The organism is Hwanghaeella sp. LZ110 (assembly GCF_048892525.1).
Taxonomy (GTDB): domain Bacteria; phylum Pseudomonadota; class Alphaproteobacteria; order UBA8366; family Aestuariispiraceae; genus Pacificispira.
In genome coordinates this window covers 68,676-93,354 of the sequence record NZ_JBLZHT010000002.1, presented here as the reverse complement: position 1 = coordinate 93,354, position 24,679 = coordinate 68,676, and the positions used below count along the sequence as shown (strand labels likewise).

28 protein-coding genes are annotated in these 24,679 nt (G+C 57.0%); 16 read left to right on the top strand and 12 right to left on the bottom strand.

Annotated elements, in window-relative coordinates:
- The first annotated feature begins 172 nt into the window (after positions 1–172).
- The 7 genes from ACOSDM_RS04125 (at position 173) to ACOSDM_RS04095 (ending at position 6,148) form a co-directional block, all read left to right on the top strand.
- The gene (locus ACOSDM_RS04125) at positions 173–856 is read left to right on the top strand and encodes a Tim44/TimA family putative adaptor protein (RefSeq protein WP_420723222.1); all 684 of its coding nucleotides are present in this window, start codon (positions 173–175) and stop codon (positions 854–856) included.
- A 7-nt stretch (positions 857–863) separates the two neighbouring features.
- The gene (locus tag ACOSDM_RS04120) at positions 864–2,123 is read left to right on the top strand and encodes a murein transglycosylase A (protein ID WP_420723221.1); all 1,260 of its coding nucleotides are present in this window, start codon (positions 864–866) and stop codon (positions 2,121–2,123) included.
- A gap of 98 nt (positions 2,124–2,221) precedes the next feature.
- Positions 2,222–3,052 carry a (Fe-S)-binding protein gene (locus ACOSDM_RS04115; protein ID WP_420723220.1) on the top strand — a complete coding sequence of 277 codons (831 nt, stop codon included), beginning with the start codon at positions 2,222–2,224 and terminating at the stop codon, positions 3,050–3,052.
- A gap of 5 nt (positions 3,053–3,057) precedes the next feature.
- Positions 3,058–4,512: a LutB/LldF family L-lactate oxidation iron-sulfur protein gene (locus tag ACOSDM_RS04110; protein WP_420723219.1), complete on the top strand. Its 1,455-nt coding sequence runs from the start codon at positions 3,058–3,060 to the stop codon at positions 4,510–4,512.
- Complete coding sequence (locus tag ACOSDM_RS04105; protein WP_420723218.1) at positions 4,509–5,198, top strand: LutC/YkgG family protein; 690 nt, start codon at positions 4,509–4,511, stop codon at positions 5,196–5,198. The genes ACOSDM_RS04110 and ACOSDM_RS04105 overlap by 4 nt, the downstream gene beginning before the upstream one ends.
- Before the next feature lie 12 nt (positions 5,199–5,210).
- Positions 5,211–5,801: a Smr/MutS family protein gene (locus ACOSDM_RS04100; protein WP_420723217.1), complete on the top strand. Its 591-nt coding sequence runs from the start codon at positions 5,211–5,213 to the stop codon at positions 5,799–5,801.
- Positions 5,798–6,148, top strand: a complete 351-nt coding sequence (locus tag ACOSDM_RS04095; protein WP_420723216.1) for a helix-turn-helix domain-containing protein — start codon at positions 5,798–5,800, stop codon at positions 6,146–6,148. The genes ACOSDM_RS04100 and ACOSDM_RS04095 overlap by 4 nt, the downstream gene beginning before the upstream one ends.
- Positions 6,149–6,215: 67 nt before the next feature.
- Here ACOSDM_RS04095 and ACOSDM_RS04090 read toward each other — a convergent pair whose 3' ends face one another.
- The 5 genes from ACOSDM_RS04090 to ACOSDM_RS04070 all read right to left on the bottom strand — a co-directional run bounded on the left by ACOSDM_RS04090 (position 6,216) and on the right by ACOSDM_RS04070 (position 9,303).
- Entirely contained in the window at positions 6,216–6,596 is a 381-nt protein-coding gene (locus ACOSDM_RS04090) for a VOC family protein (RefSeq protein WP_420723215.1), read from the bottom strand.
- Between the two features lie 92 nt (positions 6,597–6,688).
- The gene (locus ACOSDM_RS04085; protein WP_420723214.1) at positions 6,689–7,411 is read right to left on the bottom strand and encodes an LrgB family protein; all 723 of its coding nucleotides are present in this window, start codon (positions 7,409–7,411) and stop codon (positions 6,689–6,691) included.
- Positions 7,408–7,779 carry a CidA/LrgA family protein gene (locus ACOSDM_RS04080; RefSeq protein WP_420723213.1) on the bottom strand — a complete coding sequence of 124 codons (372 nt, stop codon included), beginning with the start codon at positions 7,777–7,779 and terminating at the stop codon, positions 7,408–7,410. Before ACOSDM_RS04080 ends, ACOSDM_RS04085 begins: the two co-directional genes overlap by 4 nt.
- A 232-nt stretch (positions 7,780–8,011) precedes the next feature.
- Positions 8,012–8,737 carry a ChrR family anti-sigma-E factor gene (locus tag ACOSDM_RS04075; protein WP_420723212.1) on the bottom strand — a complete coding sequence of 242 codons (726 nt, stop codon included), beginning with the start codon at positions 8,735–8,737 and terminating at the stop codon, positions 8,012–8,014.
- Complete coding sequence (locus tag ACOSDM_RS04070; protein ID WP_420723211.1) at positions 8,734–9,303, bottom strand: sigma-70 family RNA polymerase sigma factor; 570 nt, start codon at positions 9,301–9,303, stop codon at positions 8,734–8,736. Before ACOSDM_RS04070 ends, ACOSDM_RS04075 begins: the two co-directional genes overlap by 4 nt.
- A 260-nt stretch (positions 9,304–9,563) precedes the next feature.
- Here ACOSDM_RS04070 and ACOSDM_RS04065 point away from each other — a divergent pair, with 260 nt between their 5' ends.
- Positions 9,564–10,112 (top strand): invasion associated locus B family protein, encoded by a 549-nt coding sequence (locus tag ACOSDM_RS04065; RefSeq protein ID WP_420723210.1) that lies wholly within the window; start codon positions 9,564–9,566, stop codon positions 10,110–10,112.
- Positions 10,113–10,124: 12 nt separating this feature from the next.
- Here ACOSDM_RS04065 and ACOSDM_RS04060 read toward each other — a convergent pair whose 3' ends face one another.
- Positions 10,125–10,328, bottom strand: coding sequence for a hypothetical protein (locus ACOSDM_RS04060; protein ID WP_420723209.1), 204 nt, complete (start codon positions 10,326–10,328; stop codon positions 10,125–10,127).
- A gap of 99 nt (positions 10,329–10,427) precedes the next feature.
- Between ACOSDM_RS04060 and rlmN the strand changes: the two genes are divergently transcribed.
- A complete protein-coding gene (gene rlmN / locus ACOSDM_RS04055) occupies positions 10,428–11,621 on the top strand; it encodes a 23S rRNA (adenine(2503)-C(2))-methyltransferase RlmN (RefSeq protein WP_420723208.1) in 1,194 nt (397 codons plus the stop codon).
- Here rlmN and ACOSDM_RS04050 read toward each other — a convergent pair.
- Positions 11,618–12,280 (bottom strand): TetR/AcrR family transcriptional regulator, encoded by a 663-nt coding sequence (locus ACOSDM_RS04050; protein WP_420723207.1) that lies wholly within the window; start codon positions 12,278–12,280, stop codon positions 11,618–11,620. The two genes, rlmN and ACOSDM_RS04050, sit on opposite strands and share 4 nt — an antisense overlap.
- A gap of 136 nt (positions 12,281–12,416) precedes the next feature.
- On the opposite strand from ACOSDM_RS04050, the gene dctP reads away from it, so the two are divergent.
- From dctP to ACOSDM_RS04030, 4 genes are all read left to right on the top strand, one after another.
- On the top strand, positions 12,417–13,403 hold the full coding sequence (gene dctP, locus ACOSDM_RS04045) for a TRAP transporter substrate-binding protein DctP (RefSeq protein WP_420723206.1): 987 nt from the start codon (positions 12,417–12,419) through the stop codon (positions 13,401–13,403).
- Positions 13,404–13,468: 65 nt separating this feature from the next.
- Positions 13,469–13,981, top strand: a complete 513-nt coding sequence (locus tag ACOSDM_RS04040) for a TRAP transporter small permease (RefSeq protein ID WP_420723205.1) — start codon at positions 13,469–13,471, stop codon at positions 13,979–13,981.
- A gap of 3 nt (positions 13,982–13,984) precedes the next feature.
- Entirely contained in the window at positions 13,985–15,289 is a 1,305-nt protein-coding gene (locus ACOSDM_RS04035; protein WP_420723204.1) for a TRAP transporter large permease, read from the top strand.
- Between the two features lie 17 nt (positions 15,290–15,306).
- Positions 15,307–16,092 (top strand): nitrilase-related carbon-nitrogen hydrolase, encoded by a 786-nt coding sequence (locus tag ACOSDM_RS04030; protein ID WP_420723203.1) that lies wholly within the window; start codon positions 15,307–15,309, stop codon positions 16,090–16,092.
- Positions 16,093–16,096: 4 nt separating this feature from the next.
- On the opposite strand, the gene argB is transcribed toward ACOSDM_RS04030, so the two are convergent.
- From argB to rpmH, 5 genes are read right to left on the bottom strand one after another with little or no spacing between them, the layout of a single operon-like run.
- Positions 16,097–17,041, bottom strand: a complete 945-nt coding sequence (gene argB, locus ACOSDM_RS04025; protein WP_420723202.1) for an acetylglutamate kinase — start codon at positions 17,039–17,041, stop codon at positions 16,097–16,099.
- A 36-nt stretch (positions 17,042–17,077) separates the two neighbouring features.
- On the bottom strand, positions 17,078–17,740 hold the full coding sequence (yihA, locus tag ACOSDM_RS04020) for a ribosome biogenesis GTP-binding protein YihA/YsxC (RefSeq protein ID WP_420723201.1): 663 nt from the start codon (positions 17,738–17,740) through the stop codon (positions 17,078–17,080).
- Between the two features lie 29 nt (positions 17,741–17,769).
- Positions 17,770–19,788, bottom strand: coding sequence for a membrane protein insertase YidC (yidC, locus tag ACOSDM_RS04015; protein ID WP_420723200.1), 2,019 nt, complete (start codon positions 19,786–19,788; stop codon positions 17,770–17,772).
- Positions 19,789–19,830: 42 nt separating this feature from the next.
- The gene (rnpA, locus tag ACOSDM_RS04010) at positions 19,831–20,265 is read right to left on the bottom strand and encodes a ribonuclease P protein component (RefSeq protein ID WP_420723199.1); all 435 of its coding nucleotides are present in this window, start codon (positions 20,263–20,265) and stop codon (positions 19,831–19,833) included.
- Between the two features lie 45 nt (positions 20,266–20,310).
- A complete protein-coding gene (gene rpmH, locus ACOSDM_RS04005; RefSeq protein ID WP_420723198.1) occupies positions 20,311–20,445 on the bottom strand; it encodes a 50S ribosomal protein L34 in 135 nt (44 codons plus the stop codon).
- Positions 20,446–20,601: 156 nt separating this feature from the next.
- Between rpmH and ACOSDM_RS04000 the strand changes: the two genes are divergently transcribed.
- The 3 genes from ACOSDM_RS04000 to ACOSDM_RS03990 all read left to right on the top strand — a co-directional run bounded on the left by ACOSDM_RS04000 (position 20,602) and on the right by ACOSDM_RS03990 (position 24,560).
- The gene (locus ACOSDM_RS04000; RefSeq protein WP_420723197.1) at positions 20,602–21,963 is read left to right on the top strand and encodes a sensor histidine kinase; all 1,362 of its coding nucleotides are present in this window, start codon (positions 20,602–20,604) and stop codon (positions 21,961–21,963) included.
- Between the two features lie 69 nt (positions 21,964–22,032).
- Positions 22,033–23,541: a M81 family metallopeptidase gene (locus ACOSDM_RS03995; protein WP_420723196.1), complete on the top strand. Its 1,509-nt coding sequence runs from the start codon at positions 22,033–22,035 to the stop codon at positions 23,539–23,541.
- A complete protein-coding gene (locus ACOSDM_RS03990; protein WP_420723195.1) occupies positions 23,538–24,560 on the top strand; it encodes a P1 family peptidase in 1,023 nt (340 codons plus the stop codon). The genes ACOSDM_RS03995 and ACOSDM_RS03990 overlap by 4 nt, the downstream gene beginning before the upstream one ends.
- Positions 24,561–24,679: the final 119 nt, after the last annotated feature.

Here is a 24,679-nt window from a genome sequence, read left to right as displayed (position 1 = left end):
TGTTATCGTCGTTTTAAGCCCGATTGGGTTTTGGTCAGTTCAATGTCTTACAGGTATGTTATGATATCCACCATGACAATGGCCTTAAGAAAATTGCTGACCTTTCATAAAAGGCCCAATACCGGGTTAATAGGATGGACTGCGACCCTCACTCATATGTTAAGAGAGCCGGATGCCCTTTGATCTTCTGATATTTGCCGCAATCGCTTTGTTTCTGATTTTCAGACTGGGAAGTGTTTTGGGAAAACGCACTGGCCATCAAAAACCGCCCGAGTTTCCCAATAATATGGACAATGCGCGCCCTGAAACCCGGGATCGGTCTGGTGAACGCGACGATAATGTTGTGCGTATGCCAGCGGGATTTGAAGATCCGGTAGAAGAAAGCGCCCATTTCAACGGACCGGCCGGGGACGGTTTGCGCGATATTGCCCAGGCGGACCCGAATTTCGACCCGGATTCCTTCGTTCAGGGGGCTGCTATGGCCTTTGAAATGATTGTTACCGCCTATGCGGAAGGGGATCGCAAGGCGTTGAAGCCGCTGTTGGATAAGGTCACTTATGACAGTTTTGCAGGCGCGATCGATGCCCGTGAAAAGGCCGGCCAGCGTATGGAAGACACTTTGGTGGGCATTGATTCAACGACAATCCTGGAAGCGGGTATGCAGGGCGATGAAGCCCGCGTGACGCTGAGATTTGTCAGCCAACAGGTCAATGTAACCTATGATTCCGAAGGGCGCGTTCAGGAAGGTGATCCTTCGACGGTTGAAACGGTCTCTGATGTCTGGACCTTTGCGCGCAGCGTGAAATCCAAGGATCCTAACTGGCAATTGGTTGAAACCCGCACCACTGCGGAGTGACTATCTGATGACGGCGCTTTTTGTTTCTCTTCGTCGCCTGACCCTGTGTCTGGTGTTGGGGCTGGTCGTGGTTGGTTGCGATCAGCAGGAAGAGACCCAAGCCCCTGAACCTGCGCCTGTTGAGGAACACGCTGCGACAGAAGGCATGGTTCTGACGCCCGCCGCATTCACGGATCTGCCCGGTTGGCAACAGGATGACATGGTCGGTGCGGTTCAGGCCTTGTGGCGGTCGTGCACGCGCCTGATGGCGCTGGCCCCGGACCGGGATGTCAGCAGCGGATCTTCCCTGCAGACCGTCGCTGGGGACTGGGCCCAGGCCTGCACCGCGCTGGATGCCCTGAAGGCGGAACAAAACCCCGATCTGATCCGCGCTTTTTTTGAGGCGCATTTTCAACCCTTTGCGGCAAAGGATGCAGCAGATGGTAACGATCCACAGGCCGACCAAGGATTGTTCACCGGTTATTTCGAAGCGGAGCTGAATGGATCCCTGACCAGAGATGACACCTTCAAAACACCGCTATACGCCCGCCCAAAAGATTTGATCACGGTTGATCTGGGTCAGTTTGATGAAAGCTTGAAAGGCAAGGGTGTTGTCGGTCAGGTGGAGGAGGGACGGCTGATTCCCTATCCGGATCGGGGAACAATTGAATCCGGCGCCCTGGCGGATAAAGGTCTGGAATTGTTGTGGATTGATGACCCGGTCGATGTGTTCCTGCTGCAGGTGCAGGGGTCGGGCCGCGTCATTCTGCCGGATGGAAATGTCGTCCAGGTCGGGTTCGCCGCCCATAATGGTCGTTCTTATCACTCCATTGGTCGGTGGTTGATCGATCAGGGGGAATTGCAGGCGCATGAGGCCAGTTGGGACGGCATTCGCGGCTGGATAGAAGAGCATCCAGACCGGGCTTCAGAACTGTTTGCCTATAATCCCCGCTTTATCTTTTTCCGGCTGTTGGACGGGCCAGGGCCCATCGGGGCAGAGGGCGTCGCCCTGACACCGGAACGCAGCATGGCGGTGGATACCCGTTTTATCCCGTTGGGCATGCCGCTGTGGCTGGATACGGTGCGGCCCGGTGGCTCAAAGGAACCAATGCAGCGTTTGATGGTCGCCCAGGACAAAGGCGGCGCGATCAAAGGCGTGGTGCGCGGCGATTTCTTCTGGGGCTATGGGGATGATGCACTGGCGCAGGCTGGTCGCATGAAATCGTCTGGTCGATATTTCCTGCTGCTGCCCAATCCCCTAGCAGACCGGGTCAAAGCCACCTCTTAACCACAGTTGCAAAAGGGTAACTTTCTGGCCCAGCTTGCCTTTCAGGGCGGTCAGCGCCATTGTTGCTGGCAGTGAAAAGAACCGGGATGGCGCGTTTTATGGTTGATACACAAACCCCTGAAAAATTAGCGGATAAACCCCCTGTGACAGTTGGTCTGTTCGTCACCTGTCTGGTGGATCTGTTTCGGCCCAGGGTCGGATTCGCAGCGGTTGAGCTGTTGGAGCGTGCCGGCTGTCAGGTCGCCGTTCCAAAGGCGCAAACCTGCTGTGGTCAGCCCGCCTATAATTCGGGAGACAATGGCCATGCCCGCGCCGTGGCGGCCACGCTTTTGGACGCCTTTGACGGGTTTGATTATGTTGTCGCCCCCTCTGGTTCCTGTGCCGGTATGATCCGGGACCATATTCCAGAGCTTTTCGCCGATGATCCGGTGCTGGCCGACAGGGCGGTCGCTCTGGGTCGCAAGACGTACGAACTGACCTCCTTTTTGGTCGATGTGATGGGCATGCCCACTGCGATTGCCAGCTATCAGGGGACGGTCACCTATCATGACAGTTGTTCCGGTCTGCGGGAATTGGGGGTCAAGGACCAGCCGCGCCGCCTTTTGAAAGGTGTTGATGGCCTGACCCTGACGGAATTGCCCTCGGCGGAAATCTGCTGTGGCTTTGGCGGGACCTTCTGTGTGAAATATCCGGATATTTCCAACAAGATGGTCAGCGAAAAGACAGCCGCCATTGCCGATACCGGGGCTGATACGCTGCTGGCGGGCGATCTGGGTTGCCTGTTGAATATGGCGGGAAAGATGTCCCGGGAAAGCCGCCCGATCCGGGCTTTTCATGTCGCGGAAATCCTTGCCGGGATGGGGGACGGTCCCGCCATTGGGGAGGCCGGGGAAGACCTGTCGGCTTTCCCTGACGGACAGGAAGGCTGATTCAGATGCAAACCACGTCGCAGAATTTCAAAGCCAACAGCATCAAGGCACTGGCCGATCCCAATCTGCAACAGGCGCTGGGCAAGATGAAGGTCGGCTTTGTTGAAAAACGGGCAAAGGCGCGTGACGCTTTGCCGGAATTCGACGCGCTGCGCGATCAGGCGCGCGATATCAAGAATCATACCCTGGCCAATATCGATTACTATCTGGAAACCTATGAAGCGGCGGTCCAGAAATCCGGCGGTGTGGTCCATTGGGCACGGAACGCGGCGGAAGCCCGCCAGGTTGTGCTGGATATCTGTGCCCAGGAAAAGGCGAAATCCGTCACCAAGGGAAAATCCATGGTGTCGGAAGAAATCGCCCTGAACGAGGCGCTGGAAGCGGCTGGATATGAGGTCGTCGAAACTGATCTGGGGGAATATATCATCCAGATCCGGGGGGAGGCCCCCAGCCATATCATCGCGCCCGCCGTCCATGTCTTGAAAGAGCAGGTCGCCGATGATTTCCGGCGCAAACATCTGCATCTGGACCCGAAACGATCCCTGGTGGAACGCAAGGAGCTGATTTCAGAGGCGCGCGGTGTTTTGCGTCAGAAATACCTGGATTCCGATGTCGGGATTACCGGGGCAAATTTCCTGATTGCGGAAACCGGCACCAGTGTGATCGTCACCAATGAAGGAAATGGCGACCTGACCCAGACTCTGCCACGGGTGCATATCGTCATCGCCAGCATGGAAAAGATCGTGCCGACGCTGGATGATGCGTCGGCCATTCTGCGGGTTTTGGCGCGCTCTGCCACGGGACAGGAATTTTCGTCTTACACGACCTTTTCGACTGGCCCGAAACGAGCCGCCGACCCAGACGGCCCAGAGGCCTATCACGTGATCCTGCTGGACAATGGCCGCACCGATATGCTGGGCACGGAATTTGAGGACATGCTGCGCTGTATCCGCTGTGGTGCCTGCATGAACCATTGTCCAGTTTATGGGTCTGTTGGCGGTCATGCCTATGGCTGGGTCTATCCTGGTCCGATGGGTGCGGTGTTGACGCCTAGCTTTATCGGTGTGGCGGATGGGGGGCACCTGCCCAATGCGTCAACCTTCTGTGGCCGGTGTCAGGATGTCTGTCCGATGCGCATTCCCCTGCCCAAGATGATGCGCGCCTATCGCCGTAAGGAGTATGAGGCGGGTCTGGCCCCGCCTGCCATGCGGTTTGGCATGGATATCTGGGGTTTCGTCGCAAAACGTCCAGGCCTGTATCGATTGGCAACCCGTCTTGCGATGGGTGTCTTGGGCTGGCGGGGCCGTCGGCAGGGTCGGTTCAAAACTCTGCCTTTGGCATCTGGCTGGACCGATCACCGGGATATGGCAGCCCCGTCCGGCAAGACCTTTCAGGATTTGTGGGACAAACGCCACGGGGCTCGCACCACGAAAGATTTAAAGCGGGAGGCCGCCCAATGAGCCCCCCTTCTTCGCGGGATGAGATTTTAGGGAAAATTCGCGCGGCGCGAGGTCGATCCGGCCCTGTTACAGGCGCCGAGAGGGAACGGCTGGATGCGCGCCTGAAAAGTCGCCCACGGGGGATCATTCCGCAAAAGGCCCGCAATACCGGCGCGGCCCTGGTGCAGGATTTTATCACCCGCGCGCAAGCAGTAGAAGCGACGGTACAGGATATTTCCTCTCTGTCCGAAGTGCCCGATGCCGTGGCGCAGTATCTGGCCGATCACAACCTGCCTGCCGCTGTGAAAACCGCCCCGCACGCGGATCTGGCACAGATTGACTGGTCCCAGCGCCCCACCCTGACCCTATCGGAAGGGCGCAGCTTTGGTCAGGACAAGGTCAGCCTGACCCGGGCCTTTGCTGGAATTGCGGAGACCGGGACATTGATGTTGCTGGCCGGGCCGGACGCGCCCACCACCCTGAATTTTCTGCCGGAACATCATATTGTGATCCTGAAGCGGTCAGAAATTGTCGGGGCGTATGAGGATGCGTGGGACGCCGTGCGCGATCGGCTGGGTCCGGATGGCTTATTGACGCGGGTGGTGAATATGATCACCGGCCCGTCCCGCACGGGGGATATTGAACAAACCATCGAATTGGGGGCCCATGGCCCGCTGGGGCTGCATATCCTCGTCCTCGCTGATTAGGGGTTTGGGCGCATGGGCAAGGCGAAAAAGGCAAAAGAGGCCGCCCTTAAGAACACCCGGCAAGATGACAAAAGCTTGTGGGAGGCGGTGAAGGCCAGCGCCAAGCCTGTACGCCGGGATACGATTTTCCGCGACAGCCTGGGGACCCTGGAAAAGGCCACCCCGCCCGCCGCAAAAGTGTCAAAGACCAAACGGGCGGCGCCGTTTCGGGCCCCATCGACGGTCCTTCCCCCGGCGCGCCCCAATCCGAAACCACATTTCCTGAGCCATGGCTGTGCGCCGGGCGTGGATCGCCGCACGGCAGAACGCCTGCATAAGGGGAAGATGTCTATCGAAGGGCGTCTGGACCTGCATGGCATGAGCCGCGATGCCGCCCATCAGGCGACGCTGGGTTTTGTCACCAATGCGCGGCTGTCTGGTAAACGCTGCATCCTGATCGTCACCGGCAAGGGCAAGGGGATTCTTCAGTCGGATCTGCCCCATTGGTTGAACCTGCCGCCCCTGCGCGACCAGATCCTCAGCTTTTCCCATGCACGTCCTCAGGACGGGGGCAGCGGGGCCGTTTATGTGCTGTTGAAACGGGATCGGGGGATCAGTGGATGACAACCCCCTTTGGTCAGAAGGTCCGGGAAATGCGGCACGAGACAGGCACCACACTGAAGGACCTGGCTGATGCGCTGGGTGTCAGTCAGGCTTATCTCAGCGCGCTTGAGACCGGGCGGCGGCCGCGTCCAACACCTGCACGGGTGGACCAGATCTGCGCCTATTTCGGGATCATCTGGGACGAGGCGGAAGCCCTGAAAGACCTGGCCCGTCTGTCCCAGCCCCGCATCACCATTGATACGACGGGCCTGTCACCGGATGCGACGGAACTGGCCAATCGCCTGTCTCAACGAATCCGGCGGCTGGATGCAAAAACGGTGCGCCGCCTGTTGGACATTATGGAATAGGGTTTCAGAAGAACAGGCTGCTTAGGAACGCCCATGTTTCCTGTGATTGTGATCCGCGCGAAGCAGACTATTGCGATGCGATCCACCAGGTTGTGCCGGATAGATCCCGAACGCCGCCGCGCAGATCATCGTCGTCTCGTTTGCGCGTTGGCTCCTGCACCACCGTCGCCCCGGCTGCGACCGCGCTGGCAAAGGTTGCGGTGACATCAGGCACATAAAGGTGAATATGAACAGTCGACATCTGGGCATCCGTCGGCGTGCCACCGATCATCAGGACGCTATCGTCGATCCTGACTTCGGCATGCATCAGGGACCCGTCCGGGCGATCATATTTGCGAAGCAGATTTCCGCCAAACACGGTCTGGACAAAATCCACTAAGGCTGCAGCATCGCTGCAGGCAAGATAAGGGCTCATCGACGGGTAGCCTGTTGGTTTCCAAGATTCCATGGCTGCATCCTTCGCATTTTAGAGTTTTAAGGCGTAAAACCATTAACAGCCCGCAGATTTGAGCGCCTGTGGTCCTGTGTCAATCATCGCCTTCAGAAGAACAGGCTGGCAAGGACCGGCACCAGAATGGCTGTGGTCAGGCCGTTCAGGCCCATGGCGACGGCGGCAAAGACACCGGCGATCTGGTTGACCTGAAAAGCGCGCGCCGTGCCGATGCCATGGGCGGCGATGCCCACCGCAAAGCCCCTTGCGCGCCAATCATGAATGCGCAGCAGGTTTAACAGTGGGGTAACAACAATCGCCCCGGTGATGCCGGTCGCAACCACCAATCCGGCCGACAAAGACGGCAGGCCGCCGATCCGTTCTGAAATTCCCATCGCAATGGGGGTGGTGACGGATTTCGGGGCCAGTGACAACAGGCTTTGCGTTTCCGCGCCCAGGGCGGCGGCCACAACCAGCGCCACGGTCACGGCGGTAATAACGCCTGCCGCCAGGGCCGCTGCCATCGGCAGAGCGGCGCGTCGGACCCGGGGTAAATTGTTGTACAGGGGAACCGCCAGGGCGACAGTGGCGGGTCCCAACAGGAAATGCACGAATTGCGCGCCTTCGAAATAGGTCTGATAGGGCGTGTCGGTGATCAGTAACAGGGCGATCAGCAAGGCTGCAGCGATGGCGACGGGATTTACGATCGGGTTTGATCCGGATCGGGTGAAGGCGATATAGCCCATGCCATAGGCAATCAGTGTCACGGTCAGCCATAACAGCGGTGTCTGGGCCAGATAGACCCAGATATCATCGGGTGTGCTGGCGATCATGGCTTGTGATCCTCCCCTTGTGCGGGGTGGCCGGTCAGGCGCGCGACGGCGACGAATGTCAGCGCGCCCACGGCAATCGCTGCGACCGTGCTGATGATAACAGCCGCCAATAGGGGCAGCCATTCCACTTGTAATCGATCCGCATGCTGGATCAATCCGACACTGGCGGGAACGAATAACAGGGACAGATGCTTCAGCAGGCCAGATGCTGTTGTTTCCAGCCAGGGTGTGGATTTCCGATAGGCCATCAGCCCGATCAATAGATAGAACAGACCGACCACGGGGCCGGGTATAGGCAATCCCGTCAGCACGGCGGTCACCTCACCGGCTAATTGACAGATTAACAACAGGGTAAAGGCGCGTAACATCCTGCCAGTCTAGAGCAAAGCCGTCGCAAACGGAATCGTTTGCGACGACGTATTTGCTGAAAAAGCAAGGGGCAAGAGCATCCTGTATGAGCTCATGCGAGCGCATGATGCTCTATCTGTATGAGCTCATGCGAGCGCAGGATGCTCTATCTGTGTGAACTCATGCGCGTGCATGATGCTCTATGGCATGTTCGGAGTCGACGCGATGAGAAAATGACCGCCCGTATGCGTCTTATACCCGCACGAACAGGTTGATGATCGCACCCAACGGCCCGGTCAGGCGCAGCGGAGCATCCGTCGCCACAAGACAGATACAGCTTTCGCCTTCTCCTGCGACGGGGCGGTGGTCAATGCTGCCATCGCTGATGGCGACATCGCCTTTGGCGAAAGTGCCGATTTCATCCTTGTAGCTGCCCTGCAGGATCAGAACCAATTCGTTTCCATCATGCGTATGCTGCGGAACGGCTTTCCCAGCGGGCACTTTCAACAGGAAGGATCGCTTTCCGGCCTTGGATTCATCACTGTTGGACAGGGTAATTTCCGCTGTTTCAATGCCCATCCCCAATCGTTTCCAGGCCACCGTGTCCAAATCCCCGCCCAGATAGCGTTGAATAGCGCGCGGCAGGATCGATGCCTGTCTGTCGACAACAGCATGCTTTTGGCTTGCGGAGGCCGGCAGGCCATCCAGATCAGATGAATCCAATGCAGCCAGCGCGGCCTCAAGGGCACCTGCCGACAGGTCCATCGGCGGCATGGTGGCGAATAGGGCCCCCCCGATGGCTTCCAGCCGGGATAACTCGGATCGGCAGGCCGAACACAGCGTCAAATGGGATGCGACGACCAGGGATGCCGCCTCGTCCAGGGTTCCAGCCGCATAGTCCAGCAACAGATCTTCGGACAGATGATGGACCGGTTCGGCCGTGCGCGGCTTTACCGCGACAGAATGTGCAGCCGTCATAATTCCGTATCTCCTAAAAGACTGCGAAGCTTGCCCATTGCCAGCCTCAGCCGGGATTTCACCGTGCCCAAGGGCAGCCCGGTTTCGTCCGCGATCTCGCTATGGGCCTTGTCTTCGTAGAATGCCATTCTCAACATAACCGCTTGTTCTTCCGGCAACTGATCCATCGCCGCTGCAATGGTTCGTGCCGTTTGATCCTCAACCACCTTATCGTCCTGCATTGGTTCCGCAGCGGGTTGCAGCAGGGGATCGTCCGGATCCAGTTCCGGCCGGTTGATCCGGCGAAAGGCGTCGATGCGCTTGTTACGCGCAATTGTGAACACCCAGGTCGCCACCGATGCCTGACTGGCGTCAAAGCTGTTTGCCTTACGCCACACCATCAACATTGCCTCTTGGGCAAATTCTTCTGCAGCGGCATTGTCTGATCCGCTGCGCATCATATACGCCTTGATGCGGGGCGCGAAATAGGCAAACAGGCCCGCAAACGCATCCCGATCCTGACACCCGGCCAGGCGCTGCATCCATTCTACAAGCTGTTGCGAGTCGGCATGGTGAGCGTCTGTCATAAACTTTTTCTTGGACCCTGTCCTGATGACGTGAGAGCGTGGCTGTCGAAGACGATTGTGAGATCGTGAAGACAGGCCTATTCCCTCTATGACTACCGTTGACTGATCCATAATGGGGAATACGAAAGCTTTGCTGTGCCGGATCATTGGCATATTCAAAAAATAGCCTTATTTAGAAGGCATGGTAAAGTGGTCTTCATCCTTACACAGGGAAGGGTGATAGGCTTGGATTAAACTCAGACCGGCAATGAAGTGAGACCATGACCCGCATTCAAAGACTTATGCCCATCCTGCCCCAGGCTATTTCGCGCATGCTGATAGGGGCTTTTGCCCTGTTATTGGTTGTGACCAGCCCTGGTTATGCGCAAGACCATAAATCATTGGGCGAATTTGGGGATTGGCAAGCCTATACCTATCAGCAGGGTGGCGGCGAACGCTGTACGATGGCGTCCAAGCCCTTGAAGGATGAAGGGGATTATTCCAAACGCGGACCGATCTGGGCCTTTGTGATGCACCGTCCGAAGGAAGGGGCGACCGGTGAAGTCGGATTCCAGATGGGTTATCCGATTAAGGAGGGCTCTTTGGTGAAGCTGGAAATCGGCGGGGCGAAGTTCGATTTGTATACCAGCGGGGAAGGTGCCTATGCCTGGCGCGAGGATGAGCCCAGAATTGTCCAGACCATGCGCGCCGGGGCAACAATGACGGTGACCGGCACGTCCACCCGGGGCACGGTGACCAAGGATATCTATTCGCTGACCGGCTTTACTGCGGCGAATGAGACGATAAACAAGGCCTGTGGCGTTCCATAAGACACCGGCCCATCAGGTTTTGGGTGCGGCGGGGCCGAAGCTTTCTTCTAATTCGGCCTCCAGTGTTTTCAGGTCTTCCGGGACGGGCAGGCCTTCTGCGCGCATTGTGCCAAACAGGGTATGAAGGCGCATTTGTATTTCATGGGCGTTGCCCGGATCTCCGCTGATCTGGGACAGTAGAAGCGAGATTTCAGCCTTGTATTCTTCGAATGCCACGGGATCGTCTCCTTTGGTTCTGTTGGTCGCCAGTTTACACAGACCCCCTTTGGACGGTATGACCTGCATCAAACGCGATGGATTTCTTTAGGATAGATGATGAGCGACGTCGCCCAACTCAATGATTTTCTGCCAGGGGGTGCCCTTGCGCCCATTTCAGGGCCCCTGGTGGATACGCGCATTCCCCTGATCGGGTTGGATCGTGAAGGTCTGGCCAAGGTCGTCGCGGATATGGGCGAACCAGCCTTTCGGGCGAAACAGCTGTATAGCTGGATGTATTATCGTGGATCGTCGGAATTCAGCGCGATGACAGATCTGTCCAAGGCCTTTCGGGCGCGCCTGGAAGAAACCTGTCATATCAATCGCCCGCGCGTGTCGATGCATCAGAAATCTACGGACGGCACGGAAAAGTGGCTGCTGCGCTATGAAGATGGCAATGAGGCGGAAATGGTGTTCATCCCGGAAGTTGACCGGGGGACATTGTGCATTTCGTCCCAGGTCGGGTGTTCACTGACCTGCACTTTCTGTCATACCGGCACGCAGAAGCTGGTGCGAAACCTGACGCCAGGCGATATCGTTGGTCAGGTCATGCTGGCCCGGGATTCCCTGAATGATTGGGGCAAGGCAGAAGATGGCGACCGCCGCATCACCAATATCGTTCTGATGGGGATGGGGGAGCCACTGTATAATACCGATAACGTGCTGGCCGCGATGCGCCTGGTCGCCGACGGGGATGGCATTGCGATCAGCCGCCGCCGGATCACGTTGTCGACGTCCGGCGTGGTGCCCGACATCAAGCGCGTGGGCGAGGAAATGGGCCTGTCGCTGGCTGTGTCGCTGCATGCTGTGCGCGACGAATTGCGCAATCAGATCGTTCCGATCAATCGCAAATATCCCATCGCGCAATTGATGGCAGCGGTGAAGGAGTATCCAGGCCTGACCAATTCTAGGCGTGTGACCTGGGAATATGTCATGCTGAAGGGCGTGAATGATTCCGATGCCGATGCCCGGGCCTTGCTGCGCATCACGGAAGGCATTCCGTCGAAAATGAACCTGATTCCGTTCAATCCCTGGCCGGGCAGTGACTATGAATGTTCCGACCCGGATCGGATGCAGCGTTTTCTGGCCATCCTGCACAAGGCCGGGATGGTGGCGACGATCCGCAAGACACGCGGTCAGGATATTCTGGCCGCCTGTGGTCAGCTTAAGTCTGAAAGTGAACGGATTGGCAAGCGGGAGCGGGATCGCATTGCTGCATTGCGGGCGGAGAAAGAGGCGGCTGTCGGGCTTTAGCTTTTTTCAACCCCGGAATCCGGAAATCCACCGGTCAGCAGAAAATTCCGAACATCATCGGGCGTAGGCAGCCTGTGCATCACTGTGCTGTCTGTCAGAACTTCCGCATAGTAGGGCAGGTTGCGCAGGCGCTCTTCCTGAGTTTCCTTGATTTGCATCGCGTTATAGCCGGTTTGGTGGAAATAGGTAACGCGCGCCCGAATGATGGCCGCCTTGTCCTGAAAACCCATGGCTTTGAAGACCGATGTTAACTGGTCGATCCGTTTGATTTCAATTGTCTTAAGGACCTCAGCGGTGCGCGGGGAACTGTGGGCCCAGTCCCGGATTGCATTGTCATAGCGCGGATCCACAGTGCCGTCTAAGACCAGCACACGCACATAGGCCAGATATTGGCGCATGCCGTCCGGGCCTGCTGCTTCGATGGCCTCAGTAAAGGGATCACTATTGGTTCGGGCCCAATCCTGACGCACGTCTTCCAGCAGGTCTTCCAATTTGCGATATTGCCAGTAAAACGCACCTGTCGTTGCGTTCAAAGATTCGGACAGACTGCGCAATCGGACGCCCGATATGCCTTTTTCGATTAGAACAGTGCGTGCCGCCTTGACCCAATCGTCTCGTGTCAGGGTGCGCGTTGCGCTGGAAGCATCCTTCTGATTCAAATTTATATCCTTGATCGACCGATGCTGTCTGGAAATTTATCATTGACTCAATTAACCACATAACGCACGTTATGCAAATAGCGTAACAATCGTTATGTCCAATTATATGGGGCATGGTTCTAAATGGGAGACTCAGATGATTAAGAAAATGCTCGTCGCTGCGACCATGGCCGCCGGCCTGATGGCCGCACCGGCATTCGCCGAAACCGAACTGAAAATCGCAACCGATTCCGGGGACCGGGATTCACCATCCGGTCAGGCCATCGCCAGTTGGGCTAAGGCCATTGAGGAAGGCTCAAACGGGGAGATCAAGGTAAAGCTATTCTATCAGAATGAACTGGGCGGTCAGTTGGAGGTTTTTGACCTCTTTGTTGCGGGGGAAGTGGACTTGATGCTGTCTTGGCCGTCTACTTCTTATGACAAGCGTATTGGTATCCTCAATACCCCATATATGGTCACCTCCTGGGATGAGGCCTTTGAGGCCTATAAGCCAGGCGGCTGGGTCAATGGTGCCGTCAATCAGGTCTTCAACGATATCGGACTGAAATATTTTGGCGCCTGGCCGGAAGGCTTCAACGGTGTTGCCACACGGGGAAGTTATGCGACGGACATTGCGGGTGCGCAGAATATTAAAGTTCGCACACCGCCGATTTTCCCCTTCCCGCAAACTCTGGAAGCCATGGGATATCAAACGGCTGCGATTGATTGGGGCGAAGTTTATACCTCGATCCAGACCGGGGTTGTGGATGGGGATGCCGGTAATGTCATTTACTGGGATTATGAATACTTCCGGGATGTTCTGGATTATTACGTCCGCACCAAGCACACTTTCGTGACCGGCAACCTGCTGGCCAATCTGGAAAGCTTTGAAAAGCTGTCGCCGGAACATCAGAAGCTGATTCAGGATGCAGCTGTTGTTGAAATGGAAAAGCAGTTTGAAGAAGCACAAGCGGAAGACCAGCACTATGTGGATTTGGCGATCCAGTCAGGGATGAAATATATCGAACTGACGGATGAACAGATCGCCCCGATTGCCAAAAAGGTACGGGCCGAAGTCTGGGCACAAATGGACAATGATGTTGGTAAGGAACTCATGGACTTGATCCGTGCGAATGTGAAATAAAGGTACTGGGCCGCTGTCGAAATGACAGCGGCCCATTGCTTTGGGCTATTGGTGGGGGTGTGCGCGTGTTGCAGATTCTTGAAAAAGTCGACCGGGTGATTATGGGCATTATGGGCCTGGTTGTGATTGTCACCAATCTCGCTGTCACCGGGTTTATTTTGTTTCTGGTTTTGGCCCGTTTCGTATTGGGCTGGTCCGTCGTCGGGGTGCTGGAAATGGCAACGCTGTCGGCGATTTGGCTGTATATGTGCGGGGCGGTTATCGCCGCCCGAAACAAAGAGCATCTGGTTGTTGATTTCCTGACCAATTCCATTCGCAGTGATCGGGTGCGCGCCTTCCACACGCTGGCCGTGTCGGTCATCATGGTGGTGCTCAGCCTGTTCTTTCTCAGCCTGGCACAGGATATGGTCGCCTGGTCGATCAAACGGCCGCAGACGACCGCCGCCTTGGGCCTTCCTTTGATGTTACCGCAATCGGCCATCGTGTTGGCCGCGGTGCTGTGTTCGGTCTATGCCCTGCGTGATTTTATCCATGCGGTCCGACTGGTCTGTGTCCGGTCCCCGTCAAGGGAGGGTTGACCCATGGAAGCGGTTTGGGCAATTGCGTTGTTGATGGGGCTTATGGTGTTTGGTGTGCCCGTCGCCTGGTCCTTTGCCGGTGTGCTGATGTATCTGGTCTGGGCGTATGATGTGAATACATCGACCCTGTTGCTACAGGGGTTCCGATCGCTTGATTCCGTCATTCTGCTGGCGCTGCCGCTGTTCGTTCTGGCGGGATATCTGATGCAAAGCGGTGGGGTGGCGGAGCGCTTGATCCGTTTCATGTCGCTGACCCTGAAGGGCCGCAAGGGCGGTCTGGGCGGGGCGATGATCCTGTCTTCAGGGGTATTTGGCGCGATTTCAGGGACCGCGACAGCCGCCGTCGCCTCCATCGGCACGATCATGATCGATCCCCTGGCGGAACGAGGATATCCAAGGGGCTATACCAGCGCCTTGCTTGGGGTTTCGTCTTTGTTGGGCATTCTTATTCCCCCCTCTATCACTCTTATTTTATTTGGGGTTGTGACCAAACAGTCGATCACGGCCCTGTTCGCAGCAACAGTCGTGCCGGGTCTGATGCTGATGGTCGGATTGCTGTTGTTCAACAAATGGACGACGCGTCGCATTCTGAAGGATACGCCAGAACGCCTTGCTGCATTGAAGGCGCAAGAGAATGGCGATACGGGCTTTCGCGCTATGGTTCGGGCGGCGCCAGCCCTGATGATGCCGGTTGTTATTCTAGGCGGCATTTATGGGGGTGTTTTCACCCCGACAGAGGCGGCGGCGGTGGCTTTGTTCCTGGCTATCTTGATTGGATTTTTCATCTATCGGGATTTAACCCTGGCACGATTTAAGAAGAGTCTGCTGGAAGCAGGTGAAACAACCGGGACAATTATTCTGATCCTGCTGTTTTCCTTTATGATCGGGCGCATCATGGTGGCGGAAAGCGTGCCACAGGAACTGACAGAAGCGGTTACCCAGGTGACCGAAAACACCATCCTGATCCTGTTGTTGGTCAATGCCTTCCTGATCTTTGTGGGCATGATCATGGATGATTTGTCCGTCACTGTTGTTATCGCGCCGCTGATGATGCCCTTGATGATAGCGAACGGGGTGGATCCGGTACATTACGCCTCCATCGTTGCCTGTTCTGTTGTCATCGGGGCAAACAGCCCCCCGGTCGCACCCATCCTGTATATGGCCTGTCGGATCGGGAAAGTGTCGATTCATAAGGCTGTTGCACCGGCTTTGTCCCTGATTTTCTTCGTCGCCCTGCCAGTAATGTTGATGGTGACCTTTATCCCCGCCCTGTCCCTGTGGTTGCCACAATTTTTGGGCCTGCATTGAATGCGGATTGTATTTTTATGACGATGATGACCCTGGCGCTTTTGCAGGCGGCCCCCATGGACCGCGGTTTTTCTGATGTTCTGAACGATCTGGAGGCCGCCCTGAAGGACGCGGCCGCGCAGCAGGCGGATCTGTTGCTGACGCCGGAACTGTTTGTCTGCGGCTATGGTCAGGAAGACCGCGCCAGGGCTATGGCGGTATCCCAGGACAGCCCGTTCCTGCGCCAGGTTGGTGCCCTTGTGAAGGCCCATGGGGTCGGGTTGGTGCTGGGCTATTCTGAACAGGCAGGTGCACAGCGCTATAACAGCGCGGCCTATTTCGATCCATCGGGCGTTTTGGCCCATAATTATCGTAAACAGTATCTGCCCTGTGACTATGAAAAGGAATGCTTTTCGACCGGATCTTCGGGGTCTCTGTTCACCGTTGCGGGCGTTCAATGCGCCTTGTTGATCTGTTATGATATCGAGTTTCCGGAAAATGCCCGCAAGGCCGCACTGGCGGGGGCGTCCGTCCTGTTGATCCCCACAGCATTGAATGCGAAATGGCGGATCGTGTCGGATGTCGTGATCCCCAGCCGCGCCTATGAGAATAGCATTTTCGTTGCTTATTGCGATTTCGCGGCCTCAGACCAGGGGCCGGGTTTTTCAGGGCTCAGTAAGGTGTGCGGCCCCGATGGGCGCGATCTGATTCGGGCGAATTTGACGCCAGCCTTGATCACAACAACCCTTGATCTGGATGAAATCCGGACGGTGCGCGATCAGTTGCACATGTTACAGGATGTCGCCCGCACCATGCTCCCCTAATGCTTTAATCCGCGCGGATCAGGGTTCCTGTGCCGTGTTCGGTGAACAGTTCCAGCAGAATCTGGTGCTGTGATCGACCATCCAGGATAACCGCGCCATCAGCGCCGCCCCGGACTGCATCGATACAGGTTTGGATCTTTGGAATCATACCGCCACTGATGATACCTTGCTCCTGCAGCTTTTCCGCTTCGGATACTGTCATTTCAGGAATCAACTGGCCTTGTTTGTCCAGCACGCCTGCAACATCGGTCAGTAACAACAGGCGTTTGGCGCCTGCGGCCCCAGCGATGGCACCCGCCGCTGTATCGGCATTGATGTTATAGGTCTGGCCATTCTCCCCCATGCCGATCGGTGCGATGACGGGGATGAAATCGCTTTTGCGCAGGATTTCCAGAATGGTCGTGTCGCATTCATAGGGTTCGCCGACAAAGCCCAGATCCAACACCATTTCGATATTGCTTTCAGGGTCCTTCGTCGTGCGTGACAGTTTGCGTGCCTTGATCAGCCCGCCATCCTTGCCAGACAGGCCAATTGCCTGCCCGCCTTCGGATTGCAGGGAGGCGACGATCTGTTTGTTGATGCTGCCCGCCAGAACCATTTCAACAATGTCGACGGTTTCCTGATCTGTGACCCGCAAGCCATCGACAAAGACGCTTTCTTTCTGCATTCGGTTCAGCATTTGGCCGATTTGCGGGCCGCCGCCATGCACCACGATTGGATCCACGCCGACTTGCTTCAGCAGAACGATATCGCGCGCGAACAGGCTGGCCAATCGGGCGTCACCCATGGCGTGGCCGCCGTATTTGATGACCAGTGTCTTGTCATTGTAACGCCGCATAAACGGCAGGGCTTCCGTTAAGATGCCTGCTTGCGCCAGCCATTCTACCCGGCGTCGCGCCTTGTCGCCCGCCCCTGGATGATGACTTGCTGCCGTTCCGTCCTCAGTCATGGTCAATTCCGTTTTCCTGTTTGATCCGCTGCCACATTAGCCCGATACCGGGGGCTCCGCAAAGCTTGCAAGTTCTGCCCGCAATTCTGCGATCCCCAGACCCTTTTCGGCGCTGGTGATCATGGGTTCCGGAACCGCAGCGGGGTGTTTCTTCAGCGCCAGCACGACATCGTCGTATATTCTGCGTATTTCGGCGGAATGGGGCTTGTCCGCCTTGGTCAGGACCACACGATAGTTAACAGCGGCCTTGTCCAGCAGGGTCATCAGCTGATCGTCATTGGGCTTCAGGCCGTGGCGACCATCGACCAGCACGCACAGGCGACGCAGCACGGCGCGACCGCGCAGATAATCATGGATCAGCTGTGTCCAGCCTTCAACCACGGCCTTGGGCACTTTGGCGAAGCCATAGCCTGGCATATCGACCAGCCGAAGCCTGTCGCGGAATTCGAAGAAATTGATCTCTCGTGTGCGTCCCGGCGTGTTGGAGGTCCGGGCCAAGGCTTTCCTGCCCGTCAGGGCATTGATCAGGCTGGATTTTCCAACATTGGACCGCCCCGCAAAGGCAATTTCTGGCAGGGTCGGGGCAGGCAATTGCTCCAATGTCACGCAGCCCAGCATGAATGTGCATTCTTTTGCAAAGAGCAGGCGCCCTGTTTCCAGCGCGGCCTCATCCTGGCTGTTGGCGTCGAAATCGACCATAGCGAATGGCGCCTCTGTGCAGCGGGGTGTTAGTCAGCCGCGCTGTCGTCGTTGCTGGGTTTTGCGGGCGGGGCATTCTTACCACGCGCCTTTTTGCCAGATGCCTTTTTCCCCGATGCTTTTTTACCGGCGGCTTTCTTGCCAGCGGTCTTTTTTGCAGCGGCATTTGAAACATCAGGGTCTTTTGAGGTGGCTTTCTGTGCACTGTCGTCAGAAATCGCCTTCGGGGATGCGGATTTGCCCGCTACGGATTTCGTCCCGTCAGTGCTGTCTGACGTATCAGCCTTACCGCCGCCAATCGCGACGCCCATCTGACGCATGATGACATATTGCTGCAAGATCGACAGCGAGTTGTTCCAGGCCCAATAGATCACCAGACCGGCGGGGAAACCTCCCAGAATGAAGGTGAAGAAGATCGGCATAAGGCCAAAAACCTTGGCTTGAATCGGATCGGCAGGGGGCGGGTTCAGTTTTTGCTGGAACCACATGGTAAAGCCCATGATCAGCGGCCAGGGTCCGATATTCACAATGTGCAGAAGGGTTGGCACATCCCAGGGAATCAGTCCGAACAGGGTCAGCATGCCCAGGGGATCCGGGGCGGAAAGATCGTGAATCCAGCCAAAGAACGGCGCATGGCGCATTTCGATGGTGACAAACAAGACCTTATACAGCGAGAAGAAAATCGGGATCTGAACCAGAACCGGCAAACACCCAGCCAGGGGATTTACCTTTTCCTTCTTATACAGCGCCATCATTTCCTGTTGCAGTTTTTGCTTATCATCGCCGGCGCGATCGCGCATTTCGACAATCTTCGGCTGCAACAGCTTCATCTTGCTCATGGATTTGTAGGATTTCTGCGCCAGCGGGAACAGGAAAATCTTGAACAAGGTGGTCATGCCGATGATTGCGAGACCAAAGTTACCAAGCACGCTGTTGAGCCAATGGATGACGTAGAAGATCGGCTTGGTCAGGAAATAGAACCAGCCAAAATCAACCGCCAGGTCGAAATTGGTGATGTTCAGGTTTTCGGAATAGCTGTCTAGCAGCGTTGTTTCCTTGGCCCCGGCAAAAATCCGCCCGGTTTGTTCCATCGTGTCACCCGGCGCGATAGCCTGTGGCGTCATGATATAATTCACGTGATATTGCGGGTCCGCGGTGCCGGTCTGACGGAAGGTGCCGGTAACAGAATTGTTCTGGTCCGGGATCAGGGCAACCAGCCAATATTTATCGGTAATGCCCATCCAGCCGCCGGTGGTGGGGAAGCTTTCCTTCATGCCCGGTTCGTCGGGCAGATCATCATATTTACGTTCGTGCAGCGTGCCGTCAAAAACGCCGATCAGGCCTTCATGCAAGATATAAAAACCAAGGGTTTCCGGCTTTTCGCCCCGGAAAATCCGGCCATAGGGCGTGGCGGAAATGGTGTCGCCTGAATTATTGATGACCCGTTGATCCACCGTGAACATAAAGTTCTGATCCAGGCTGATTACCTGTTCAAACCGAACTCCGGCATCGTTGGTCCAGCTTAAGGTGACCGGCTTGCCGACATCCAATTCTTGGCTGTCTGCGCTCCACACCGTATCGCTGGTCGGGACATCCAAGCCGTTTTCGCCAGTCCAACCAAATTGGGCGAAATAGGGATTGGTGCCGCCGGTCGGCTGTAACAGATCAATTTTCGGAGACGATTCTTCGATGGTCTGGTGATAATCATTCAGAATCAGATCATCCAGCCGCGCGCCTTTTAGATTAAGCGATCCGCTAAGGCGGGGCGTATTGATGGTGATGCGGGGGGATTGTGTCAGCGCTTCATCGCGCGACACCACGCCTGTAGCAGTCGCGTCACCTGTATTGGGCAAACCTGGAACGCCAGCCTGTTCTCCCGTGCCAGCCTGGTCTCCCATGGAAGAAGAGGATGTGTTGGATGGGGAAGATTGGGTTTGAACGGGCTTGGGGGGCGCGGGAAAGAAATGACCCTGGATGAAGGGCCAGCCGAATAAAACCAACATCGACAGGCCGATTGCCAGCGCCAGATTCCTGTTATTCTCGTTCATCCGCCTTGCCTCTTCCTCTGCACCTGTGGGGCGCTAACTGTGCTACCGCCAAAGTTTTAACCGCTTAAGCGCCCGTTCCAGATCGCCCCGAAGCGCATTATAGTCCCGTGTTGGTGTGGTTTGCCGCGCGATAAGAACATAGTCCCGTCCCGGCATGGCATGTTGTGTCATCACTTCCATTGATAATGCCCTGAGGCGTCGCTTGGCCCGATTTCGCGCAACAGCATTGCCAACCTTTCGGCTTGCTGTAAAGCCAATGCGGGCGCCGTCTCCGCCGCCCGCTGGTTCAGTCTGGTCTGAATGCGCGTTCTGGTCCGCGATCATCGCCGCAGCGGGCCCGACTGCTCTGGAAGCCACCCCGGAAGGGGCTGCTTGTAAGACCAGACCAGGCATACCCGCGCTGTTCCGCTCACGCGTTACACGCAAGAAGTCCGCCCGTTTTTTCAGTCTGTCCAGCGTGATCGTCCGTAAAAGCATGGCTACCGGCGCGTGGGCTGTTAGACAACGGGCTTGTTCAATGGCTTAAGCGGACAGCTTCTTGCGGCCTTTAGCCCGACGATTTGCCAGGATGATACGACCAGATTTTGTTGCCATACGCGCGCGAAAGCCATGGCGGCGCTTGCGAACAATGCGGCTAGGTTGAAAAGTACGTTTCACAGTTCCGTCTCCGACGTCTTTGGGGTTGCGCCCCGGATTTCGACGCCGCTGTATAGTGGGGTGAGGCGCGCAAGTCAACGCGTTGCAAGACGAATCAGCCATGATTCGTGTTGTGATAGGGGTCAATAGCCTGAGAATGCGCAATTAGGGGTGTTTATGAAGAGTCTCTCTGCACGACTTTTGTTGCTGACAGTGATATTTGTGATGCTGGCGGAAGTGCTGATTTTCGCCCCTTCTGTGGCACGTTTTCGTGAAACCTATCTGGCAGACCGGTTGCAGGCCGCGCATCTGGCGGTGCTGGTTCTGGAGGTTTCGCCAGACGGGATGGTGTCACAGGAAATGACAGCGGAACTGCTTGGTTTCGTCGGCGCTTATTCTGTGGCGGCAAAACGCGGCGATTCAAAATTATCGCTGATGCAGGAAATGCCCCCCCCTATTGCGGCAACCCTGATTCCGACCCAGGAAAGCCCCATGACCATGATCGGTCAGGCTTTGCTGGCCCTGGTTCAGGACAAGGAACAAGTTGTGCGCGTCATTGGCCCGTCACCCCGGAATCCGGATGTAGAGATCGAGATTGTGTTCCACGATGCGCCCTTGCGGGAGGCGATCCGGGCCTTTGCGGTACGGATTTTCTTTCTCAGCCTCGCTATCTCGGTATCAACGGCCTTCATGGTTTTTCTGGTGCTGCGGCGGCAATTGGTAAGGCCGTTGAAGCGCATCACCCGGAACATGATTCAGTTTCGGTCCCATCCAGAAGACCAAAGCCTGGTCATGCGCCCCAGCACGCGATTGGATGAAATTGGTGTCGCGGAACGGGAACTGGCATCAATGCAGACTACAATCCGCGATGCGCTGACCCAGCGAAAACATCTGGCCGCCCTGGGCACGGCGGTGGCTAAGATCAATCATGATCTGCGCGGCATCCTGTCCAGCGCCCTGGTCGTGTCGGATCGATTGGAAACCTCTGAAGATCCTGAGGTGCGGCGTATTGCCCCTGGTATCCTGGATGCAATAGACCGCGCGGTCGCCCTGTGCACCCGGACGCTGAACTATGTCGGCCATGATACGCCGGATCTGATGCTCAGCGATGTGAAGATCGCCAGTGTCGTGACAGAGGCCGGGTTTGGCCTGCCCAATGGGGCGGAACTGGAAAATGGCGTGGATGAAGGGCTGTCAGTGCATGGCGACCGGGCACAATTGTTTCGCATCATGAACAATCTTTTGCGCAATGCGGCAGAGGCGGGGGCGACATGCATAACCGTCACGGGCCGGTGCAAGGATAATGTGGTGGAAATCACGCTGCAGGATGATGGTCCGGGCTTGTCACCCCGCGCCCTGGAAAACATCTTCCTGCCTTTTGAAGGATCTGGAAAAGCAGGGGGCACAGGCCTTGGCCTGTCTATCGCCCGTGAACTGGCCCGCAGCCATGGCGGGGACCTGGCTTTGCGCACAACCGGCTCGACGGGCACCGTTTTTGCCTTAACCCTACCCGAACGTGCCCGCAGCGATGATGGCTAATTTCCGGTCAACGCGCATTGTAATGTTCTGACAGATTGGCATGATGCAAAAAACGGATGGAGCCTGACCATGCGCATTTTATGTGCGATGTTGAAGCATGAGACCAATACGTTTTCGCCCATTCCGACCGATCTGGCGCGGTTTCAGGATTGGGGGTTGCAGTATGGGGCTGATGTGGTGCGCACCTATCGCGACACGCGGATGCCGCTGGCGGCCTATTTTCGGCTGGCAGAGGCGGACGGGGCGGAGATTGTTACCCCGGTTGCCGCCGAAGCCATGCCTGCCGGGCTGGTGACGGCAGAGGCGTATCAGCATTTGACCGATCAGATTTTGGAAGAAGTTGCCCGTGGCTGTGATGTTGCCTTGTTGGACCTGCACGGGGCCATGGTGGCGGACGGCACGCCGGATGGAGAGGGTGCCCTGCTGCGCGCCATTCGAGAGATTGCCCCCGAGCTTCCCATCGCGGTCACCTGTGACCTGCATTGTAACCTGACCGCAGAGATGGTGGAAAACTGCACCGCCTTGATTGGGTATAAGACCTATCCCCATGTCGATATGTATGAGGTCGCCGATCAGGTGGGGCGGATTGTGCTGGCTGCGGCCAGGGGGGAGGCGCAGCCGGTCATGGCCTGGGGCCAGGTGCCGCTGTTATCGCAGACCTTGAGGCAGGGGACCGATGACGCCCCAATGCGCGATATCATCGCCCAGTGCCGCCATTGGGAAGCCCGAGACGGGATCGGGGCGGCGACTGTCTTTGGCGGATTTGCCTTGTCTGATATCGAAGATGCAGGAACCAGCGCCATCGTGATTGCCGATCAGGGGGATTTTGATCTGGCAGAAGCGGCGCGGGATGATCTGTTGACCAAATGCTGGGGTGCCAGAGCCGACTTCATTTATCAACCCCATGATCTGGGCCAGGCGGTGGCACTGGCAAAAGGATATAATACCGGACCTGTCATATTGTTGGATCATGCGGATAATTGCGGATCCGGCGCAACGCAGGATGTCATGACCGTGATCGCGGAAGTCCTGCGTCAGGATTTGCAGGACGTGGCGGTGGCCACCGTCTGGGATCCAGCGGCGGTGGCGGCAATGAAAGAGGCCGGGCCGGGTGCAACTGTATCGCTGGATCTGGGAGGCAAGACCGATATGCCCAGCCTGAACAGAACGGGACAGCCGCTGCCCGTGACCGGCATTGTCGAAGGCCTGTCGGATGGGCGATTTACAGTTGAAGGGCCAATGTATACCGGCGTAGAAGTCTCCTGCGGTCCAACAGCCTTGCTGCGAGTGCAGGGCGTGCGGTTGATCGTTACCTCCTTGCACCATGAACCCTGGGATATCGGTGTCTTTAGAATGATGGGTATTGATCCGACCCGGACGAAGTACCTGTTGTTAAAATCCCGCATTCATTATCGGGCGGGTTTTGGGACTCTGGCTCAACATACCCTGACGTTGGATGGCGATGGTGTGACGACGTCCGATAACGCCAAACTGGGCTATGCTGCCCTGCGACGACCGATCTATCCGTTGGACCCGGACCTAGATTGGTCTGTGGGGGATGAGAAGGATGCGTCATGAGTGAGGTACGCCCCGGCCCCGGCAATGCCCTGACAGATGTCGCCGGTTTGACCGTTGGGAATGCGCATGACGTGACATGTCAAACCGGTACGACTGTCATTCTGTGTGGTGAAAATCGTGCTGTGGCCGCCGTGGATGTGCGGGGCGGTGGGCCCGGCACGCGCGAGACTGATGCGCTGGCCCCGGGCAGGCTGGTCCAGTCGGTGGATGCGGTTGTTCTGTCGGGCGGGTCGGCCTTTGGTCTGGATGCGGCGGGATCGGTTCAGCTTTGGCTGGCAGCCCATGGTTTGGGCTACAAGACGGGAGGGCCGCTGGTTCCCATCGTTCCGGCTGCTATTCTGTTTGATCTGGTCAATGGCGGTGACAAGGATTGGGGCATGGATGCGCCCTATCGGGCCTTGGGACTGCAGGCGATAGAAGCGGCGGGGGTTGAGTTCGCCCAGGGCAAGGCGGGGGCCGGATATGGCGCGCGGGCAGGGGGTCTGGAAGGCGGGCTGGGCAGTGCCTCTGCAGTTGATCCTGTCACGGGGGCGACGGTTGGGGCCTTGGTGGCGGTGAATTGCTTTGGCGATGTCTGTGGCGACGATGGTCGCTTTTATGCCGCCCCGTTCGAGCTTGGTGAGGAATTTGGCGGGTGCGGCCCGTCGCAAAAGGTTCCATCAGGCCCGGTATTTCCAAAGCTGGGGGCCGATGCAAAACCCTATGCGCGCAGCAATACGACTATCGCCGTGGTCGCGACAGATGCCGCGCTGTCGCATGAAGATACCCAACGCTTCGTAACAATGGCCCAGGCCGGTTTGGCACGGGCCGTGCGGCCTGTCTATACGCCGTTTGATGGGGACACGGTTTTTGCCCTGGCGACGGCACAGGGTCCGTCGGTTGATGCCATTGGTCTTGCGCGATTAGGGGCGATCGGTGCGGATGTCCTGGCGCGCGCCATCGCCCGTGGCGTTTATGAGGCCCGGTCTCTGGGCAATAGCTGGCCTGCCTGGCGTGATAAATTCAACAAGGGGCTATGACATAAGGCTATCAGTGGGTTACTGTAGACGCGGTGCGTTGGAATAGGGTTTAATCGCGCCGCGCAAAGGGCCGTTTGAAGGCCTGGATACTTGGAAACACTGGATACTTGGAAACAGCG